The sequence below is a fragment of the Sphingobacterium prati genome (assembly GCF_013167215.1).
In the GTDB taxonomy this organism is placed as follows: Bacteria; Bacteroidota; Bacteroidia; order Sphingobacteriales; family Sphingobacteriaceae; genus Sphingobacterium; species Sphingobacterium prati.
Genome location: NZ_JABJWY010000038.1, coordinates 703,930 through 727,194, shown reverse-complemented (window position 1 = coordinate 727,194; position 23,265 = coordinate 703,930). Strand labels below are relative to the sequence as shown.

Annotated in this window: 12 protein-coding genes; 1 reads left to right on the top strand and 11 read right to left on the bottom strand. The window is 40.6% G+C overall.

Features of this window, described 5'->3' with window-relative positions:
* Positions 1-390: 390 nt before the first annotated feature.
* Positions 391-1,761: a glycoside hydrolase family 28 protein gene (locus HPC41_RS22290; protein WP_172396281.1), complete on the top strand. Its 1,371-nt coding sequence runs from the start codon at positions 391-393 to the stop codon at positions 1,759-1,761.
* Positions 1,762-1,922: 161 nt separating this feature from the next.
* On the opposite strand, the gene HPC41_RS22285 is transcribed toward HPC41_RS22290, so the two are convergent.
* From HPC41_RS22285 to HPC41_RS22235, 11 genes are all read right to left on the bottom strand, one after another.
* On the bottom strand, positions 1,923-4,784 hold the full coding sequence (locus HPC41_RS22285; protein WP_172396280.1) for a glycoside hydrolase family 2 protein: 2,862 nt from the start codon (positions 4,782-4,784) through the stop codon (positions 1,923-1,925).
* Between the two features lie 102 nt (positions 4,785-4,886).
* Positions 4,887-5,429: a DUF3347 domain-containing protein gene (locus tag HPC41_RS22280; RefSeq protein WP_172396279.1), complete on the bottom strand. Its 543-nt coding sequence runs from the start codon at positions 5,427-5,429 to the stop codon at positions 4,887-4,889.
* Between the two features lies 1 nt (position 5,430).
* Positions 5,431-7,881, bottom strand: a complete 2,451-nt coding sequence (locus HPC41_RS22275) for a zinc-dependent metalloprotease (protein ID WP_216660855.1) — start codon at positions 7,879-7,881, stop codon at positions 5,431-5,433.
* 20 nt (positions 7,882-7,901) lie between these two features.
* Positions 7,902-9,326: a RagB/SusD family nutrient uptake outer membrane protein gene (locus tag HPC41_RS22270; protein WP_172396278.1), complete on the bottom strand. Its 1,425-nt coding sequence runs from the start codon at positions 9,324-9,326 to the stop codon at positions 7,902-7,904.
* A gap of 12 nt (positions 9,327-9,338) precedes the next feature.
* Complete coding sequence (locus HPC41_RS22265; protein ID WP_246250956.1) at positions 9,339-12,944, bottom strand: SusC/RagA family TonB-linked outer membrane protein; 3,606 nt, start codon at positions 12,942-12,944, stop codon at positions 9,339-9,341.
* Between the two features lie 31 nt (positions 12,945-12,975).
* Positions 12,976-14,121 carry a FecR family protein gene (locus tag HPC41_RS22260; protein WP_172396277.1) on the bottom strand — a complete coding sequence of 382 codons (1,146 nt, stop codon included), beginning with the start codon at positions 14,119-14,121 and terminating at the stop codon, positions 12,976-12,978.
* Positions 14,122-14,177: 56 nt separating this feature from the next.
* Entirely contained in the window at positions 14,178-14,762 is a 585-nt protein-coding gene (locus HPC41_RS22255) for an RNA polymerase sigma factor (protein WP_172396276.1), read from the bottom strand.
* Between the two features lie 474 nt (positions 14,763-15,236).
* Positions 15,237-16,661, bottom strand: coding sequence for a sialate O-acetylesterase (locus tag HPC41_RS22250; RefSeq protein ID WP_172396275.1), 1,425 nt, complete (start codon positions 16,659-16,661; stop codon positions 15,237-15,239).
* Between the two features lie 236 nt (positions 16,662-16,897).
* Positions 16,898-17,836, bottom strand: a complete 939-nt coding sequence (locus tag HPC41_RS22245) for a glycoside hydrolase family 43 protein (RefSeq protein WP_172396274.1) — start codon at positions 17,834-17,836, stop codon at positions 16,898-16,900.
* A gap of 61 nt (positions 17,837-17,897) precedes the next feature.
* Complete coding sequence (locus HPC41_RS22240; RefSeq protein ID WP_172396273.1) at positions 17,898-20,312, bottom strand: glycosyl hydrolase 115 family protein; 2,415 nt, start codon at positions 20,310-20,312, stop codon at positions 17,898-17,900.
* 16 nt (positions 20,313-20,328) lie between these two features.
* On the bottom strand, positions 20,329-22,857 hold the full coding sequence (locus HPC41_RS22235) for an alpha-L-arabinofuranosidase C-terminal domain-containing protein (RefSeq protein WP_172396272.1): 2,529 nt from the start codon (positions 22,855-22,857) through the stop codon (positions 20,329-20,331).
* Positions 22,858-23,265: the final 408 nt, after the last annotated feature.

Below are 23,265 nucleotides of genomic sequence, written 5' to 3'. Positions count from 1 at the left end.
AACTCCCTACCAGCTTATGACCAACTCCTGACTGTAACTACTGTGAATCCACCTTTTAGTAGTGCATTCACTATGCAGACATTGTTTTAACAATCCGCTTGCAGTCAGAATTGGTATGGATTTGGCCATGACTTATCCTTAAGAAAGCATATCCAAACCACCTTGTACTGTCCTGCTTGGTGAAATTAGGTTCCACCTGGATTGTTCGTTATTTTTAGCAATTATTGTTTTAACCAGTTAGCCTTAGGATTTCCTTAGGCACATATTACTGATCAATTATGAAATATCCACGATTGCAAAACACAAACACCAATGAAAATAAACTGGATATTCCATATGGACTTTCAAAGACAAACCGAGCTTGGGAGCTCATGAAATAATTATTAACATATGAAATATAAATCAATTTTCACAATCATTTTATTATCAATAGCTTTCGTGAGCTTAAGCTATGCGCAAATAGGAAATATTATACAGGAAGAGATCAAGATCGAAGCTCCTTTCGAAATTCCTGTATTCAATGTCCCCAATTTCGAGCACTGTAAAAACTACGATATCCGTGATTTTGGAGCACGCCAGGGAGATAAGGAAAGTACCTCGATCGCAATTGCCAAGGCAATAGCTATAGCAACAACGGCTGGTGGCAATATCATCATTCCTCCTGGTCTGTGGACAACCAAGGCAATACACTTAAAAAGTAACGTCAACTTACATGTCAGTACAGGAGCAACCTTATTATTTTCAGGCGATCCAAAAGATTATTTGCCTGCTGTTCACAGTAGTTGGGAAGGACTAGAATGCTATAACTACTCGCCTTTGATCTATGCCTATGAAGCGACAAATGTTGCCCTTACTGGTAAGGGAACCATAAAAGCAAATCTAACCGTCTGGCAGAAATGGTTTCCAAGACCGAAACCGCATATGGAGAGCATCAAAAATCTCTATAACTGGGCACAAGATGGGGTACCTGTCGAACAGCGCGTCATGGTCAACGACACCTCCAACCTTAGACCTCAGTTTATTCAATTTAACCGTTGCCAACATGTTAGAGTCGAAGATATTAAGATCCGAAACAGTCCTTTCTGGACATTGCATCTCTACTTAACGAAAGACGCGCTTATCCGTGGCATCGACATCTACGCACATGGTCACAATAATGATGGTATTGATCCAGAAATGAGTCAGAATGTATTGATTGAAAATTGCGTATTTGACCAAGGAGACGATGCTATCGCGCTGAAGTCCGGTCGGAATCCTGAAGGTTGGCGGTCGAAAACACCAACAAAAAATATTGTCATCCGCAATTGTGAGATCCGTGACGGACACCAACTCCTTGCTATTGGGAGTGAGCTCTCGGGCGGGATCGAAAACATCTATGTAAACAATTGTACGGTACTGCCCAATGAAAAACTCATGCATCTGCTGTTCATCAAAACCAATGAACGTATGGGCGGTTATGTAAAAAACATTTATTTCTCAAATATCAAAGCCCAAAATGTAAAAGAGGGTATACTCGGAATTAATACCGATGTACTCTATCAATGGCGAAGCTTAGTACCAACCAAAATAAAAAAACTAACGCCGATAACGAATGTCTATCTTGCTCACATAGAAGCAGAAGTAGGTCAATTTATTTCAAAGATCAACGGTAATCCGGAACTCCCCATTCAAACGGTCCAACTGAAGGACGTACATCTCAAGAAAGTAAGCTCAACGGCAATCCAAAATCAATATGTCAACAACTTTACCATCAAAGAATAATACATAGTTTAATTGGGAATAAACCTTTCTCATCGGGGTAACTTGACTCAAAATCTTTTGAAAGAATCAAAAAAACATGATTTTAAACTAAAAGAGGGCTTTTCAATTGAATTGAAAAGCCCTCTTTTAGTTTAACCGATTTATGTATAACGGTTCCCCTCTTAATCTGTCAATACATTTACTTTAGGCATCACAAACTGTGTATTTTCTTTTTCACCCTTCGGTGTACCAAAGTAAAAATAGAGTGTCCGGTTTATATTTTTATCTAGCTGGTTTTGTTCTCCTGCTGGCCCGTTCACCGCTGCGTTACCATTAATACCCAATGCCAATTTTGTCCCTATCGGCGGAATAGCGTCCAAAAAGGAAATATCGCCCGTTGGCAATTGCGGATATCCTTTGGGGCCCGAAATCCCATAAAATTCGAACAAGCGCACAAATAGATCTTCCTGTTCTGTTGCGACCAAAAACTTTCCTTGCACGGTATTGAATTGTACCCAGCTAACATCTGAGAAGTAGCCTTTAAATTCAGGAAATGTCCATGGTCCAATACCGGCTTTTCCATCATTGTACATTTTTTCCCAAGTATTTAAGGTGACACCCTGCATCCTATTCTTCCATACACGATAGGGGCCATTACCTAGCCATTTGGCACCGATAATATAGTTTTCAGGAAAGTTGAAGCTTACTCCAGCATAAGGTACCGCCTTTTTCATATTGTAAGCATAATCAAGTTTTAGCCAACCGTCTGGACGCATTGTCCAACGGATAAAATTTAATTGGCCATCAAAAATAAACTCAGCAACTTCATTTTTCCCATCTTGCCAACGTTTAACATTTTTTAGCTCCGACTGGCCATCAATAAGCACTGGCCCATTGTTGAAAGCCAATTTCATGCTGTAATCATTGGCCAGATCAACCAACAACCCTGTTTTTTTAGAAATAAAAGCTGTGATTCCATTTGCCTTAAGCACATAATGCACACTGTCTTCTTTCGCTTCAACATCCGTAGAAGATTTCAATGGTAGGATTTCAGCAGTCAATGTCTGGTTGGATTTCACACGCCATGTCCAGGTATAAATTTCCTCACCGTGTGGATCAGTCGCAGTCAATAGCAGCGCATCATATCTTTTCCAGTCATCAGGCAAATTCACCTGCAAATTTCCTTTTTGCGTCGGGGCCACTACAGGACTATTTACTTTTAGGTTTAGCACCGAATCCATGCCCGATCCATCCGCATAGGGCTGTTGATAAGTAATCAGTTTACCCTCAAATTGACACGCTTTTAGATCGGTAAAATGAAAACGATTTTCCACGGGAATGGTGCCATTGAAGTCTGTAGGTAATTTTTTCATTGTAATATGCACCGGTGCATAGATCTCACGAATGGCATAGAAACTTCCTTCTTTTTCGCGATGGGGTCCAAGGATACCATCGGGAGCATTTACCCGGTTGACATCAATTACATTGTTGAAATCAGTACGTACGATACCCTCATCCGCAAAGTCCCAGATAAATCCGCCTGCGCCTAATTTGGCATTCCAATGTAACTCCCATATATCTGCTAATCCTGCGGCAGCACCACCGTCATCCTGCGCATGGAGAAATTCGGTCGGCATATAAATGTTTGGCCCTTCCAGAATTTTTTTGGTCGAATAAAAATCTTCATAATGGTTGCAGTCAATGCCATTGATTGCATTTCCCGGTCTATGATGCGCATGAATTACTGTTCTTGCCGAAAGATCATATTTCTTATACTCGTCTACGAGTTCTTTATTGTGTCCACCTTCATTGCCATTGCTCCATAGTATAATGGATGGATGGTTGGCATCTCGAATCACCATTTCTCGCACCAGCTTTTTACCCACAGTGGTATTGTAAGCCTTTTGCCAACCGGCCAATTCATCCAAAACATATAAGCCCAATGAATCGCAATAGGCTAAAAATGATTGGTCAGGCGGATAATGCGAACAACGAACGGCATTCATATTCATTTCTTTGATCAATTTCACATCGTTCAGATCCAATTGGGCGTTCACCGAACGTCCAGTTTCGGGCCACCATACATGACGGTTGACACCTTTCATCTTCACTTTTACGCCATTGACATAGATACCATCCCCTTGGCGAACTTCAATTGTCCTGAAACCAAAACGATCCTGGTATTGAGATCCTTTATTCTTGCCATTCATCAGGGTATACGTGACTTGATATAAGTTTGGCGTTTCCGCTGTCCATAGCAACGGTTTTTCTACTTTCATCTCCACCAATTTCACTGAATCTTTCGAAGCAACCGGAAATTTCTGAGTCGAAATCACATTACCTTTCAAATCTTTGATCTCTACCAATAGGTTATTGGTCTTAGACAGGTTTTCCAAATTGACATTACTTCGGAACGTTCCATCTGCTTTTGCATCAATAGCTGTCCAGCTGATATGCTCCTGTGCTGTCGCCTCGAGATAAACGGGTCTATAAATTCCTCCAAGAATCCAATAATCGGCTAGACGTTCGGCATTGTTCACGGATTTATCGGAAGACATTTTCGATACAGTTGCTTCTAATATATTGGCCTTGTCAAAGGTCACTTTGTCGGTAACATCGTACTTAAACTGGTAGAAAGCTCCCTGATGGATATCTCCAGCCAGCTGGCCGTTGATCTTGACTTCGGTGTCTGTCATCGAACCTTCAAAAACCAGGTTTATTTTTTTACCTTTCCAATGCTTTGGAACAGTAAACTGATGCCTGTACAAACCTTTCTCATCGTGAAATATAAAATTCTTTCCATAGGTCACATAATCCCGTCCATAGTTGTAGGCTCCAAACCCTTGTTGTTCCCAATGACTAGGAACAGCGATTTTATCCCATTTTCCTGCTTTACGGCCACCGGTTACCCAAAAGTCCCAGTTGACGGTATGAATATTGTCTGTTCCCGAAAGATAATGTATCTCTTTCAGCGTCTGTGCTGAGGCCATCAGAACAGACGTAGCGCATAGCAATGCAAGCAAGACAATTCGAATTTTAAACATAGGTTTATTTATTGAGTTTGCAAACCCCTAAAATAAAAAGTTCAGGACACTAAAGTGTCCTGAACTTACCTGAATTGTAGTAATTTTCTTGTATGGCGCCCCTTAATGGCAGGCTACGGGTTCAGGATAATCTCCTGTAGCCATCCCTTTGACCAATTGTCCACATTCGCGCATGGAAGCTGCATAAGGATTTTCAATCTCCTTGTCATAACTTAACCAATAGCCTTTTTCCATCGGGCAATATTGTAAGTAAACGGCTTCATCTGTACATTTCATCGTTTCCATAATCGTAAATAAAGATTGTGTCACTGCAGAAAAAGAAGCCTTCATCGCCTTCATATCCTGTGCAGATTTTAATCCGGCAGCATCGATCTTCATGGTCTGACTGACCTTCTTCAGGCGCATCATATCATCGAGCTGCAAACCTTTTAACCGAAAGTTCTGTACTTCTTTTTCTAACTGAACGACATGCTCTTTACTGCCGGCAAAGTTCTCATCCGTGATATCCTGTTTCACCTCCATGTAGGCCTTAAATAATCTGTCCCGTTGTTCTTGTGCCGCATCCTGTCCATGGCTTGACTGACAGGAAATCATCATGAAAGCGATCAAACATGTTATATAAATTTCTTTTAAGCTGTTTTTCATTTTAGTCTTTGTTTATTTGATTTTGGATACGTTTAATTTCCAGCAACATAAAATCTAAATGTTGTTTATTTAAACTACTTGTCTGTTTTGCCGAAAGTTGTGTTATTTGTTGCACTAAAACGGGTAGATAAGTTCGGACGTAAAGCTGTACATCGCTGCGCTGTGCCTGTGAAATGATATCCGACCCTTGCGCAATTTTAGGATTGACAATTTGATTTACTTTTTCCAAAAAGTAACGTTGTTGTCCACGCTTGAATGCATCTATACGTAAATCCCCCCCGGGTAAGGTCCATACACCCTTACTAATATCATTCAAATATTCATCAAGTCTATAAGGGTTTTCATTGGTCAAGGACTTCATATAGACATTATAGAGCATCCCTGGACTCATCAACATATTCAGCATTTGCTCATGTTGATCCGTAATCTCCTTGTTGGCATCTTTTCCAATCAGATCCTGGATATCCTGCGGGTACAACCACAGTGGTGGCGCAAATACGTTGTCGTTCACATATTGAACTGCAGCTTTTACCTTTTCTCTAGGAATAGCAGCATATACGGCTCCTTTTTGACCACGTACCTTACTGGTAATCTCCTGGCTTCCGATATTTTTCAATACATGGTAGAGATAACGATTAAATTGTCCTCTTACGGCTTTATGCATATCTTTTAGATTACTATAATCATCTCCAGGCTCATTCGTCCATTCCAACAAATGGGCCACCACTCTTTTCAGATTTTTGATACCATAGGTACTTGCCAATATTGAATCATCGCCCAGATCTTCTTTCTGACTACGCGGATCCTCATTGTTTCCTTCACCACCAAACCATAACTTCGGATTAGCTGTCAGGCTATCAGTTACCTGTTTTTTGAGGTAAAATTCTTCGTCTTCGCCATTTGAAAATTGTGGAAGATATTGATACCCCCATTGAATAGCCCATTTATCGTACATGCCTACACGCGGATATATACCAGACAACCCCACGCCATCTTCAGGCTGAGCGACATAATTGAAACGTGCATAATCCATAATTGATACCGTATGGCCATTTTTTTCCACCCATTTCTTGTCGCGCAATTTCTCGACCGGTGTTTGGCTGCTTGCCCCCATGTTGTGACGCAGCCCTAAACTATGTCCCACTTCGTGCGACGAGACAAAGCGAATTAACTGACCCATCACCTCGTCATCCAGTTGCATTTTTTGAGCAGCTTTGTTTAATGGCCCCACTTGTACCATAAACCACTGTTGGACGAGCTTCATGACATTATGGTACCAACCGACATGTGCTTCAATAATCTCACCGCTCCTAGGATCTGATATTCGTGGCCCATAGGCATTTGCTTTTTCAGAAGCGAAATAACGAATGACGGAAAAACGTGCATCTTCCAGGCTCATGGTCGTATCCTGCTCAGGCCATTCTTTGCCTACGATCGCATTTTTGAATCCCGCCTGTTCAAATGCCTTGTTCCAGTCATTGATACCCGCAATCAAATAGGGACGCCATTTTTTAGGTGTTGCCGGATCAATATAATACACAATCTGCTTTTGGGGCTCAACCAGCTCTCCTTTTAAATAACGTGATACGTCTTTCGTTTTGGGTTCAAGGCGATAGCGCTGTATAAAATTTAATGCTTTAGAACGTTGATCTTTATCTGTGAATAGGATATACTTGTTCGCAAAATACCCTACACGTTCGTCGAAAATCCGCTTTTTCATCGGCACCTTTGGAAGCAGTACCATGGAGGTATTGGTTGTAAAAGTCATTGACCCGGTCAAACTTGCCGCTGGTGTGCCAGATGTCGACGAATAGGTTTTTGTTGTTTTTACTTCCAAATTGATCGGAAAGACTTTCATATCAGTAATAAAAGATCTGTCGTCTGCCAGTGATGATAATTTATTTTCACTTTTTATCTTGCTGTCAAAGGAAATCGCCGCATTGTCCTTGCGAAAAAGATCTGTCACATCAATAAGATAGCCGTTTTTTGCCGGATTAAGTCCTTTTATATCTAAAATAGCGATGATTGGATCTTCTTGAGACTGTACTAAAGCGGTCCGTATGGCATCGTTTTCCGGGGCATCTTGTTTATAAATTGCTGCCCGCAACTGTATACGATCACCCAAGCCTTTTTCAAAATAAAGTGTCTGCTCATTCAGTTTTTCTCCGCCATACATTGCGAATCCCTGTGGGGCAGACACCAAGCGCGTTACCGTCAGGAAATAACGGTTCAACAGACTGTCCGGTATTTCAAGGTACCATTTTTTCTCAGACTCCAAAACATTAAATACGCCAGAACGGGCATTTTTTTTCTTCTTTAAAATCTTCTCATAGGCTTCATCCAAATCATTTTTTGATTTTATCGTGTCTGCTAGAGCCAAATTTTGATGGGCTTGAACCATACCGCCCGACAAAAGCAAGGCAAGCGTACTATAGATAATTTTGTTTTTCATGTGTAATGTAATAGCATATATTAAAAAGGTACAGTTTCATCAGTGTTCAACCGTAAGTTTGGATTTAACTTCATCGCGTCCAATGGAAATGGAATAATATACATTCGTGAATTCGGAGCCAATGTATAGGTCTTTTGCTCCACCGTTTTATTGATAATGGGGAATACACGAACAAGTGTTTTGGCATAATCAGGTTCTAAATTCAAGCGTTTCAAATCAAAAAAACGATGGAAGCCGATTGGCAATTCCCGACGGCGTTCGTTTATTACTAGATTCATCACTTCTTTTCGGGTCGTTGGAACTGCCAGTATTGCTTTATCGCCTTCGATCCGGGTTTTGCGCAAAGTATTTAACATATTAATAGCTTTGGCAAATTGATCCTGACGGGCATAACATTCGGCCAACATCAGATAAATCTCCGGTGTTTTCAGTCCTACTGTGGGAAAGAAAAAAGCAGTGTATTTCACGTTGTAGTAACTTGCTCCAGCGCCAATATCCAGAAAACTGGCATTTGAGGTCGTATAGAATAGACTAAAGCGTTTGTCTTCCTTGTCAAACATACTTGTCAATTCCGGGCTTAAGATATAGCTATAACCAAAATTCATCTCCGTATAGCCATTCACATACATATAGCTTAATACTTCCGGGTTATTTTCAGCGATTATAGGCGTCTTGCTTGGCCCCCCTAACTTTTCATACTGAACAAAATCAATCAGCTGTCCATTAAGCTGCATGGCTTTTTCGGCAGCAGCTTGCGCTTCAACAATTTCTCTTTTGAAAAGATGCACCTTCGCCTTCAATGCATAAGCAAAGGCCAGTGACGGATGATAGGGATTCGTAGGTTTCTCCTGCAAATAGGGCAAAGCATCCTCGATATCCTTTTGGATAAAATCGTATACCTGCTGTACCGTTGATTTTGCCGGCTTAGCTTCAAGGTCATATTTATCCATAATGCAGACACCCCCATCCTGAGAAGCGGTCTTCGCGTCATAGGCTTTTGCGTAGACATTAATCAAATGGAAATAATCAAAGGCCCGAAACATCTTGGCCTCAGCCTTGGCTAGGGTCTTTAATTGATTATCTCCTGTGCTTTCATCAACCAAAGAAATAATCATATTCCATTGTGCAACATATTTATAACATTGATTGTAAAAGCTCGATGCGGTAATACGGCTTACCCGATCCTCTTGTTCTTGGAACAAAAAGTTAATGGTATTCATATTAGGCGTCAAACCGATTACATTGGATTCTTTCATATATTGGTCATCGACCAAATATTGAAAGTTATTAATCGGATAGCCCCTATTGGGATAAGCGACCAAGTCGTAATAATCTTGTGCAGTGCTCACTAATTGTGAGCCTTTTGGTATTATGTCAAGGTATTTATCGCAGGCGGAAAAGACCAATAAAGTCGCAAATACCACCCCTAAAGTTTTAAAAGTCATCGTAGATTCAGGTTAAAAAGTTAATGAAAGCCCCATAAGGAATGATTTTGCCAACGGCAAATTGCGTGTTCCACTATTAAGCGAATAGGCTTCCGGATCAATATCGTCACCAGCCGCAGTCCAGGTCCATAAATTATTCACCTGCAAGGTTAATTTAACGTTTTGCATCCCAGCTTTCTGCGCTAATTGTTTTGGTAATTGATAACCCAGGGCCACATTTCGCAGCTTGATGTAATCTGCCGAAACAATCTGCTTATCGCTATACCGCCATAAGGTAGATAGCTTGCTCGCATCGGTACGTAATTTGTCAGGATAATCAACCAGCAATCTTGGATAATCATTATTCGCACCTTCCGCCCATCGATTAACCAAACCTGCGTTTGTCAGCTCATCACTTGCGAAGTCGATTGCATCTTTACGCAACTTATGTCCGCCAGAAAACACAAACATTGCCGAAAGATCAAAAGCCTTATAGCGCAAACGTTGATTGATGGATCCGGTATATTTGGGAAACAATGTCCCCATATTCACCAATGCATCTGGCAAGGTAATTTCTTTGATGCTCGTCGGAGTACCGTTCTCATCAAAAGCAACATTTGATTCACCGTTTTGATCCAAAAAATAAGGATAGCCATTCACCATGCCTCCATAGCGATATGCCATAATTGAATTATAGCTACTTCCTTCAAAAAAGTAATTACTTGGTGAACCGACATACGATTGTGCTGTAGATGTTAAGCCGTTCACTTTCTCCACCTTATTCTTATTGAAGGAAAATACCAGCTGTGTGCTCGCTGTTAAATCTTTCTTCTTCACCCACACACCATTGATATTAAATTCAATACCTTTATTCCGTAACGCACCATTGTTAATCACACGAGAACTGGCGCCTACGGTGGGGTCGAGAATAGCATTGATCAATAGATCCGAACTATATCGATTATAGGCATCGATACTAGCCGAAAGACGGTTGTCCAAAATCGAGAAATCTAATCCTAGGTTTGTCGTTGTTGTTTTTTCCCAGCGCAGCATAGGGTTTGGTAAAGATTTTTGCTCCAGATATTGCAGATAAGGGAAAAGTTTATCTGACTTCCAAGTGGCCGTACCATAACTGGAACTTTCTTGGTCCACATTTCCGGTAATACCATATGTTGTCCGCAGTTTGAGGGAATTCAACCAGTCTTTATTTTTCATAAAGTCTTCGTTGCTGACATTCCAGCCTGCGCCTACAGACCATAAAGGGCGGTATTTAAACTTAGGATCTACGCCAAAGAGATCCGCTTGATCCACCCGTATGCTTCCAGTCAGGTTAAATCTATTATTATAAGTATAACCTGCGTTGGCATACAGCGAAGTATATCGATGTAAAGTCTCTTTTTGTGCCCCACCATTCAAATCGGATAAACGATTGTTTCCTCCATACACATAACTCGTTATTCCTGTTTTACTTAACGTTGCCCAATCAATGGTGGTTGAAGTCAATGTTACTGGATTGTACCCTAGAAGCAATTGTTCAATTGGGCGTGGTACATGTGACTGCCGCATCTCGAATCCGGCCAAGGCTGTCAGTTGATGCTGACCATAGTGTCCAAAGGTATTATCGTAGTTAAACTGATTCCGAAAAGTGTAACTATAGCGTTTGCTCTCGAATTGATAGTAACGTCCTCCAGCGGGTAAATTCTTGGTATAAGTTCCCGTCGCATCATTGTAACTGACCATCGCGTTTGACGCAACGCGCATCATGTAGCTATCTTCATCGTAGAAATTTTCACGGGCTGCTTGCCCTAATTCATAGGAAAACTGTGTTTGAAAAGAGAGTCCCTTATAGATATTGGCCCGTAGAGAGGTAAAAGCACGAAGGCCTAAACTTTTGTTACTTTCAATGCCCTCTCCTAGTGCCTCAAGCACATTAAAGGCTGTACTTTTTAAATTTCCGTTTGCAGCAATCTGTTCTGCGGTCTCGCCGTTAATGGCAGATCCCGGGCCTACCGAACTTGCCAAATCAACATGCGGGGTATAGACTAAGTTGCCATTTTCATCTTTGATTCGCGCATAACGTGGTTGTAAGAACACATTATTGTAAACGCCGTCGGTTTCTTTATTTACTGTATAGGTACCATTCAATCCCACTGTTGCAGACAACCATTTCGTTAAATTAAAACCCGACTTCAAATACAGATTGAATTTATCATTCTTTTCATTGACCACCTGTCCCTTACCCTTATCATAATTAAAAGAAACAAAGGTATTGCTCTTACTGGAATTCTGGGAGATACTCGCATTATAACGTTGGCGTATTTCATTCTGCCAGACATTCTCCGTAAACTCCTTGATATAATCGTTGCTCCGCCATGAATTGATCGTTGCATCACGTTCTTGAGGACTAATCGCACCAATGGATTCTCTTCGAAATAGATCATACAGTGGTGAATAATATTTTAGACTACCGCTTCCTAGTCTTCCGTAGTAATTAAATAGCGATTCACTGTTCGCATAACGTGATAACTCCTTCTTATATACATCAATTTCATAATCGATTAAATCCGATGTACGCGCATAGTGCATTTTTGAGATATCCGGTTTCTGTGTGATGAATTGGTCCACATTAAAGTTCATGGAAACACCTTGCCCTTTCCCTTTTTTGGTGGTCACGACGATCACCCCATTCGCCGCACGGGCACCATAAATGGATGCTGCTGTTGCATCCTTCAAAACGGTAACGGACTCAACGTCATAGGGATTAATATCATTCAAGGTGAACTCCGTGGGCAAATCATCGACAACAATGAGTGGATTGGTGGTTACCTGACTAGAATAGGTGCCAATGCCCCGAAGTACAGGGCTGTCTGCACTGGAGCGGGTTGGATTTTTGATATAGGTCAATCCAGCCACCTGACCTTCTAACGCGGAAGTCAAATCGGCATTAATCTGTTTGTTCAATTGATCATTGCTGACCCCCGTATAAGCTCCAGGACTACGTTCTTTGCTGATCCGTTGATAGCCTGTGATCATAATTTCGTTGAGCATGGATTCCTTTGGACTCAACATCACGCGGATGGGCCGAGCAATTTGTTCCGGACTGAAGTGCATGACCTTTTCATTAAAAGAAACATGCCTAAAAGACAATTGGATGTCTGAGCTAGCAACATCCAGTTCAAAATCACCATCTCCGGAACTCGTTGTTTGACTATTATCCGCTAGATTAAGAATAGATACGCCAGGAATGGTATTACCCAAACTGTCTATTACTTTTCCTTGTACAAGCTGACTATTTTTCGATACAACTTTACGATAGAGAATGATCCGTTTATTCTCTAAACGATAGCCGAAGGGCTGATCCTTAAACAAAATGGATAAAGCATCTTCAACGCTTGACAGTTTCAAATTAACACTAATCGGATGAGCCGATTTGAGCAAGTTACCGTCAAAAACAAATTCATAGCCGTAGTGATCCGATAAGCTCGTAATCACCTCTTTGACATTGGCATTTTTAAAATTCAATTGTACCTGTTGTGCATGTAATTCATAGGGGTCGATCATGCTCATCAAGGCAATTCCAGCGACCAAACTCAGGTATTTTCGCAGAAATACCGGTCGCTTTTGGGTTAGGTGTGACATGGTAGATTAAGGTAAATGTACTATTTAGTTGTTATTTTTTGTCGGTAGTTTTTAATGTGATTTTTTTATTGTTTAATTGAAATTTCAGCCCACTCGCTTCATTCAATAGATTCAACATTTCCTGTAGTGGAATATTTTTTCGAACCTTCATGTAGATCGATCGATCAGTAGGTAGCGTGATGGTATCGACATCTACTCCATACCACCTGGACATATCTGACAAGATCACGCGAAGTGACTGATCCCGGTAATCAAAGTAGCCAACCGTCCAAGCAACAGCTTGTTTAGGAGCCAAATTTTCGATATGTATTCCTTTTTGATCGGTTACAGCCGTCTCGCCAGGACGGAGGACAATTCTTTCAGAGCTCCCCGATTTACTTAAGGCTATCCGTCCGGACATAAGGGATGTGGTAACCTGCCCGTCACTTGCATAATTCCGTACGTTAAATACAGTCCCCAATACTTCGATTTTTGCAGTACCAGCATTTACTGTAAATGGTCTTCGCGCGTCATGTGCGACTTCAAAGTAACCTTCTCCTTCCAAAGAAACTTCTCTTTTGGCAGGGGTAAAAGGGAGCTGAAACCGTAAGGTCGATGCAGCGTTCATCGTAATCTTACTACCATCCTCCAAAACTAGCCTAAAGTCCGAATTAGGAGTATATATCGTTTGCAAACTTGGATTTTTACCTACCGCGATTACTTTTACAGTTTGACTGTCGATCCGAGAAAATGCAATATCGCCTACTGCCCAAATCGAATCTGTTTTCGGTAAAATGGCTATTTCTTTCCCAGATTTATCTTTGACATATAAAATAGGTTGCGAAGGGGCTATCACATCAGAATGCTTGGGGCTTTGTCTCGCATAAAACCATGCGGCCAATCCCACCACAAACAGAATGGACGCTGCCGCCCACCAGCTCTTTCTATATCTTAAACGGATAGGCTGCTTTTTCGACTCATTCAGTTTATTTTCCAATCGCTGCCTAATAACTGGGATATGCGCAGCGAAAGATTCTTCGACTTGATCTGCCTCAAAATCGTCACTAGCAAAGGAAGTAAGCGTATTCAATTCATCATCACTAGCTTTCTCGAAATATAGAAGCAAGGTATCGAGATCAACACGATTGATACTCCCATTCAAATAGCTCTTGTAAATATTTTCTATTTTTTTTGCCATATCTATAAGTTAATACGCAACTTATTAGCAAAAACACTATTGCTATCGTATTTTTTTTAAAAAAAATAGAAAGTAACAAGAATTATTAAAATCTCATCATAATGATCCTGCACAAATTGGCGAATATGTTGATTGGATTTGACCATGGCATTACTTACAGTAGATACGGAAATATTCAATTTCTGAGCGACCTCTTCGTAACTCTTGTGTTCTATTTTACATAAAATAAAGATTTCTTTCCTACGCTCACTTAAGGTATTGAGCGCTCTTTCTAATAATGCGGCCTGTTGTTCTTGAATATCGCCCTCTTTGTCCATAATGTAGAGTTGCTCGAAATGTTGATATAAATTTTCCTGCAGTGCAGTTTCTTTAGCTAATTTTCTATACCAAGAAATAACATCATTTTTTGCAATTGTAAAAATCCAAGATTTAAAGCTTCGATTCGGATCAATGGTGGATCTCTTTTGCCAGACTTTTAGGAATACATCCTGCACAATCTCTTCACTAACTTGCCTATCTTTAACCATTCGGAAAACATTGGAAAATAGGGCATGGCTGTAGCGCTCGTATAAAGCAAAAAAAGAGTGCTCGTCTCCATGGGAAAGCGAAATCATTAGCTTATTTTCTGTGGTAGCATCCATTGTTAACTTTTCAAAAGGATAGGTAGCACACTGATTAAACACCTAACCAGCGACCAAATTTACAAATTTTCAACTTAATATAAACGCCAATGACTTTCAAACGAACATATTATATTCTTAGGCCATTTTGATTTATTCACACAAGCAGAACAGCACAGGATGACAAATTCATTCAGTATACCTAAACTTGTCGTATTAAATTGGTTATTTCCCAATTTCAATGGTGAGTACTTTACATGACACTACGCGAGTTACATACAGTAAAGGAAAGCCCATAAAAAAGCATTATATTTTTTATCATAAATTTAGGATTAATTGGTTATTTTAAAGGTTTTCATTCTCCCCGTTTGAAAACCTTTTTTTATAACAACCGTCTATTACTGGATGACAACTATAGTTACAACTTCGTAATTTCAGTAACGACTTGATAACTTCAAAAGTAGAGTGCTTTAATAGAAAAAGAACAAAAATACACTACTCTGTTCTAAAAGGCAATGCCGGTAATCCTTCTTTATTAAAAAAATTCGGACGAGCTGTTTCATTCCAGCCAAAGCGAACCCGTTTTGGAGACTTTACCGATACTGCAGATACAATCACTTGATCGCCATCAATCTTCGCTTCAGCAGGTACAAATTTGCCGTCCTGCCCTGCGATCTCAAACCAGGCCAATTGATCCCCTTTACACTGTAATCCGCTTCCAACATGCTTAAAATTCAAAATAATGTGATCGTCTACGATCTTTTTGCTTTTATATTGTGGTCCCGAAAAAACAGTAGTTTTCAGGCCATAGTCAAAAGCCAGAGGCCACAATGCCAGACGACGTCCTACTTCCCATTTATAGGAGGGGTGTATATCAGAAAGGTCATCGACTAAATCTGTAACTACAGCCATTCCCGAATGTTTAATATCCATACATTTTGTCTGAATCTCCCAAAACCAAGGCAATGCTTGCTCATTGTGCTTTGTTTTATCCTTACGCTTGCTATAATAATATGGGGCAATCTGAACATAGTAAAATGGCATATTTTTATCCTGCCAGACGCGACGCCAAGTATCGATCAGCAATTTTTGTTTTGCATAGTAACGTGCATCCTCAAACATCAGATTGCTTTCACCTTGATACCAAATAAAGCCTTTCATGGCAAAAGGTGCTATTGGACGAATCATCGCCTCGTACATCTCCCCAGCAACAGCATTTTCAATTTTCGTTTCACCATTTTGCGTCTCCTGTTTAAACGTACTTGAGTTTTGATACGCCGCCAAAGGTGTCCAAGGCTCTATCCTACTGCCGCCCCAAGATGAACTAATCAGTCCCACAGGAACATTCAGCTGTTGTTGCAACGTCTTTCCAAAGAAATAACCCGGAGCCGAAAACTGTGCGAGCGAATTCGGACCAGCAATTTCCCATCCATTGGTCTCCACATCCGTCTGTTCCCCCTTCTTTTTCGCAACAAGGAATAAACGAATTTTTGAATTTTCAGGCTGCCGCAATTCTTCCTCCGCTTGATCAACTCCAGCAGCAGGCTTCTTGTACCCCTTACGTAATTGCATCGTATACTCCATATTGGACTGCCCCGAACATAGCCAGACTTCACCAACAACGACATTTTCCAACAAGAGTGTATTATCTCCCTTTACTTCAATAGTAAAAGAATCGAAACTGGCTTTTTGGGCAGCAAAACTAACTTTCCACTCACCTTTCTGATTAGCCACTGCTTTTCTCGTCAAACCTTTCAATTTGACTTCAACTTTTTCCTGAGGATCTGCCTTACCCCAAACAACCACTGGTTTGCCTTGCTGAAGCACCATATTTGACCCAAAAACCTGCGGCAATGTGACCTTCGCCTGCACACTCATCGCAATGCCTGCCAAAAAAAAGGAAAAGAGAATTTTCTTCATTTTATTTTTACTGAATTATCTATTCTTAGTCAAGAAGAACCCTCAATAAGCGGCTTTGCATTTCGCAAAAACCGTTGTGAAGATTCTCTTGTAGCCTATTGTATATTTATGCCCGTATTAAGTCTCGAACTCATGCGACGAAATTAAGTATCTATTCATCGATATGCAACCTGTACCTCACTGTTTACCACAAAAAAGGAACTACAATAGAAGGCAAGAAATCCCATACTAAGCTATCAGTTTACTTTTAATAGATTTGATAAAACTGTTTGATTTATTGTAAAAGCTGTTCCATGACGAACTCCTTTTGGAAAACTCACCAGATCAGAAACATCCTCCCAGTTGATACCGTCTCTGCTTCGTACAGCTCCATATTTGTGGTCACGGTATTTATCGAAATATACATACATATATTCCCCAACTTGCAACGGAGCGGGACCTTCTGCCCAGTAATCACCTGTAATAGGCTTAGAAACGGTCGTCGAAAATCCTTTGGCTAAACTCTTCGTTGTCGTGATCCGAATATTTTTCTCAGGCGGGTTAGAATTTTCATTTTTCACAACCATCATATATTCCTTATTGGCTCGTTGCACAATGGCCGCATCGATGACACTAAATTCGGGATCAAAAAATAATTTGGCTTTTGAAAAAATTTTAAAATTTTTGGTCGTAACGCTATACATACGATGGTTTAAGCCTTTTTCACTTTCACTGGTCAGTACTTCTTTATGTCTACCAGAGATCGTCGTGGCCCAAATGATATAATATTCTTTCGTTGCTTTGTCGTAAAAAAGCTCCGGAGCCCATGCATTTTTTGCATCCGGTTCATCTACCATGACTGGTATTGTTTTTTGTTCGCTCCATTGCATAAGATCTTTGGAAGAGGAATATCCGATAATTTTGTCCCACCAACCCGTTGTCCACACCAGGTGAAAGGTGCCATCAGGGCCCTGGCAAATACTGGGGTCACGCATCAGTTTATCTTTTCCTACCGTTGGTGTCAAAAAAGGTTTTCCCTGATTCAATGATTCCCATTTCAAACCATCCAAACTATAAGCTAAATGCAATCCATCAGCACCATTACCTCTAAAATAGGAGAAAAGATAGACAGGAGACTGTGCCTTAACGAAGCAAGTCAACATAACGAAAAGCGTAATTAGAAATTGATTTTTCATTTTTATATCCTTATAAACAAGCCTATAATAAGTTTCCATGACACAGTAGGAAACGAATACTTTAATCCAAATATACTGTTACTTCATCAACCACCACGCCCTCATCAAGCGCTTTGATGCCTAATGTTTCCTGTTGCACTGAAGCTACCTTAAATTTAATCGTTCGAATAGCTTGATTCCGCAAGACATTCTCTTTCCATTCTTCACTTCTTCCTATTGTCTTATATGAAATAGGAGATGAATACTGTTGTCCAAATGAAACCTCAAAACGCAAATCATCCGAAGATACTGGGTGAGTCGGCAGTAAGTGGACAACAACGGTAACAGAATCGCCCTGTAATCCCTTAAGTCGGTAACTGGCTTCTGTCCCCAATGGAATAGCAGCAGCCTGTCCTTGATACCCTAAGCCCTCATAGCCTATTGAACCTTTTAAATCTTTACCCGGAATCTGCTTGATAGGCTCCTCGTCGTCAACCATCGAAGCGGCTGTTTTTCCTTCAATAATCTTATCAAAAACAGCAAGATTTCTTGGTTTATGATCCATCATACCCTTCCACTTACCATTATTTAATGCATTGTATTGCGCAGTCAGGGTAACGATTTTATCATATGCGGCGTGGCTTTTTTGCCACTCAGCTTTGCCATGCCGTGCCAACTGTCCATAGAGGTGTTTCTCATTCATCTTTGCCGCTGCCACAACAGGATACAGGACTAATTCAAAATAGGCATCCCTTCGATCTAAGGGAACAGATTCCCCAATTGCTGTGGCCGCATCTTGGATATGTTTATATTGTACCAATCGCTTCTGAATCTGCTGCTCGGACCAAGGCAGGTCTTTCACAAGTTTATAGGCTGGATCTTTTTCTTCGGTACGTGTATTTCCCATAAATTCTGGTTTTCGAATATGGGCCAATCGATAATGCTCCTGCATAATCGGGACTATCTTCTTCGCCAAACGATGTCCAAATTCCCGTTGCAAAAATTGATTCATATGCTGGTAGACTCCTATTTTTTGTACTTGATCTATATTCCAGGCCATGTCCATCAAGAGTTCAATCTGGTATTCAGCAGGCTTAATATCCCCAACATTGACAATCCACATCTTCCGCACATCGTGCTGATACGCTGTGCTCAACTGCTGATAGATCAGCGCCGGGCTCATCGTAGATAACCAAAGGTAATCATGCGGTCTACCCCAATAGGAAATATGATAATAAAGTCCATTACCGCCAGCTCTTTTTCTTTCTTTCTGATCTGGGAAGTGGGTGATATAGCCATAATTATCGTCACACCACATCAATGTTGTATAGTCTGGAACAGCTATACCGGCACGATAAACATCCAAAACTTCTTTATAGGGTATCACGACTTGGGGAATCTGCACTGGATCCGCATTGATATATTTTCTCAACAAATCCGTTTGATCCTGGAGAACCTCATTGAATGCGTCTTTATAAGCTGCAATTGTTTTAACACCCTCCATCGCACCATCATGCTTCCCCCGCATACCAAGTGTAAAGATGTTATGGGACTGACCAAGTGTTTTAAGTCGATTGGACCAATACTCAACAATTTCCGTTTTATTAATTAAATAATTATAGGGCCCTTTGCCTACGATATCCCATTCTGTGGCACTATTTCGAGCGAGGGGTTCACAATGCGATGAGCCGATATATATTCCATATTTTTCGGCCATTTCCCGATTTCCTTGAACAAAATAAAAAGGGACTGTAACTTCATGCATCGCCGGCCAGATTGAATTGGCTCGAAGGCGTAACAATAATTCAAAAATACGGGCATAAGTTTTAGGCCCGATCGTGGACATTTTTTTTGTTTTCGTCAGATCAATTCCTGCATCCAATTTTGCTTCGGGTTCATAGGTTTTGCTGCTCCATGGTGTCAACCCCCAATCCTCGTCATTCAGAAATATACCCCTGAATTGTACCGAGGGAGATTGTTTGTCTTCAAAGTTGGGCGATAGTGAAACGTTAGATCTTTTGCGGGGGCTTACGTCTGCCCACCAAGACCATGGAGAAACACCTAATTTTCTGGAAATTTCCATCACTCCATATGCCGTCCCTCTTGCATCAGATCCTACCACTAAAAGTGTTGGTACTTTTTTTATCGGAATCACCTTCAAGCAGAACATTTCCCATCTACCTTCCATTTCAGGAAGAGGGATATGATAATCTTTTATCAATTTGCTAATTATCGGATCACTTAATTCCCCAACGATAATTGCCCCGGGATCGACATTGCCTATTCGTTTAAATGCAGATTGACCAACTTGTTGCGCGTCCGTACTGAGTAGTTCCAAGGCAGTTTCAATAACAAGATTTGCTCCTCCATAATAGATGTTCGCAGCTCGATTATTTTTAATCAGATGGAAAGGCTTGCTGGCAAACAAGGGCAGTATTACCAAACAGAGATTAATAAAAACTAAAGTAAACTTTTTCATCAAAGCTGGATGTATCATGTTATTTTGAATTAAGCTATTTAGCTGCCGGATGAATCCGGATGATGGTCAACGAATAGGGTGGCAATTGTTGATGCTTAAGCTTTTTAACTGTTTCAGTCCGCTCTTCAGGTTTCGCTGTTTTACTTTCCAATTTTCCTGTAAGCTGCGAAACAACTGCCATCTCAGCTTCCAGATCAAACTTATCTAGTTCCAATTCTACGTTAACCGAAACGGGCAAAATATTAACCATTTTTACAACGAGCGATTGATCTTTCGGATCTCTGACAATAGAAAATGCTACACGCTTCTGTACCTCAACAGCAGTGTTAGAATAGCTGGCTTCCATTGGAATATATTCAGTACCATTATTACGGCCAAATAACTGCTGTACATAATAGGACGGTGTTAAATTCACTTCGGTATTGGAGAAATAAATAAGATCGGGGCGCCATTGGGTATAGCCTTCTTTGGCTAGCAGTGGCGCATAAGAAGCCATCTTGACGATATCACCATTTCTTTCCAGCGCTGTTAGATAGGCCGCCTCCGCCAATGCCACCTCCAAAGTACTCGCCCGCCCATGAATATGAGCAGCATACTCTCCTAAATATACCTGCGATTTACTCCTGTCATATTTATCGTAGAAGTCTTGATTATGAATAAACCAGCCTGGTGTCTGATAGTAGTGTTCATCCATAATCGGCACATTTAATTTATCGGCAATTTTCCACCCCTCTACATAGTCTGTTCCTTCAAAAAATGGCCCTGCCGTGCCAATAACCTGTATGTCGGGATATTTTGCCCGAATAGCGTTATAAATCATGGTAAAACGCTCTTCAAATACATTGGATATTAAGTCTTCATTACCTACACCAATATATTTTAGATGAAATGGTTCGGGGTGCCCCGCTGCCGCACGTACTTTTCCCCATGTGCTATTTTTATCACCATTGGCCCATTCAATCAGATTTAATACTTCCTGAATATAATCATCCATATCTTCCATTGGGATACCGCACTGCTGGCCACCTAACGGATGTCCATGTGATCCCGAATTTTGACAAGGCACACCAGCTGCGACTACCGGAACAGCATGCGCCCCGATATCTTCACAAAATTGGAAATACTCGTAGTAGCCCAAGCCTACAGTCTGGTGATACCCCCACATATTCCGCTGCGGCACGCGGCTTTCCAATGGCCCTACGGTACTGGACCAATGATAGATATTATCGATCCCATCGCCATGTGCCAAGCAGCCTCCCGGGAAACGGACAAAACGAGGATTTAACGCTGCAATTGCTTCCGCTAAATCCTTTCGCAATCCATTTTTACGTCCTTTATATGTATGCTGAGGAAATAAAGAAATCAGGTCCAGATCCAATTGTTGTAGATCTGTAAATACAAGTTCCAACACAGCATCCTTACAGGTTGAATTAGGGGTCAATATCAATTGATATTTCTTCCAGTTTTTGCTATCAACAGTTACGGATTTCTCATCGAGTATTTTTCCGTCTTTCGTAGTCATCCGGATTTTTAGTCGACGCCCTTTACCGGACGTACCCCTTGCAAAAAATGAAAGATCATAGCGTTCGTTTTTATCCAGGGCAATTCCATCGTACCCTATATTTCTTAATGTACCTGCCCCCCGCAGCCTAGCATAATGTTTATTATTGGGATGAATAGGGTTTATACTATCAATATTAAATTGTCCTGCCCCATCAATTGACCAGGCTGTTCTTTCGTTCCAATTTTTGTCAAGCCCTTGCTTATCGCTTAATTTATATTCAAAATCCCTATTTTGAATCAATTCTGCATAAAGACCTCCATCTGCCGCGTAATTAATATCCTCGAAAAATACACCCACCAACATATCACTAATCGGCTTGGTTTGTTCTGTTTTCGGCGTCAACTTAATATCCAATGGCTTTAGACCAGGGAAACGGGCGGCATCATCAATACTTCTTTCGGACCATTGTTTTTGCTTAAGCAAAGCAAGATCATAATGTTTAATCAATCCTTTAATAACAGACCACGCAACTTTCAACTTGCTTCCCTGCATCGTCTCACCATGAAGCAAAATCTCTTCACGAACAGACAACCTGTTTTTCACAAGAGATATAGTTGATTTATCCAAGTCGTTTAATTCAACATAATAGTCTTGCCTACCCCAATTGAAAAAATCATCTGTATAAGTATGTGCATACGGGCCACTACTTTCGGGGGTTAATTGCCAGACACAGGTCCAGCCTCCTCCTTTTCGTGGTAATAATACCGGATTTATCATTCGTTTTTCTGATCCCCAACGACCATAATCAGATTTCACAAAAGCCAAATCTGTCCCAATTGAATTCCATTTTTTACCATCCAAACTCCAGGCATATAATAGCCCATCTCTGCCAGCATTCTTTTCTTTTGCATAAGCAAAAAAATAGGCTGAATCCGGTTCAGAGGCCTTCATCCTATGCACATTAGCATTGACATTGGAAATCCAGAATAAACAAAAGAAGCAGAGCGATTTTGTAAGAAACAAATTATAGGCCCTTAATTTGAAGTTATCAGTTTTCATCGGTTATAATTAATCAGAAACATCTATAAATGTATAAATTACATTTATAAAATACAAACCTCACAATTAAAAGAAATAATCGTCACTGACATATTACGATTGTATTTTTTTAATCATCTACATTAGGCATTTTATTGAGTTTGGCATGGGGTGGTTGTTGTTGATTGCCTCTAACAAGCGGTATATATGATACAATTATATTAAATATTATGGTGTTGACTATCCTGTGGTATCATGTTCAATAGTTTTCTGCTCTATTTTTTTGGGAAGACGGGATGTCCCCCAATTCTATGTGAGATGAGTTTTTTAAGAAAAAATCCCCGCTCGTGTTGGAAAAATGAACTATCCAACTCAAATGCAAATTGATTCTAGCAAGAATGCTATAGCAAGAAGAAGCAAATAGTGCAT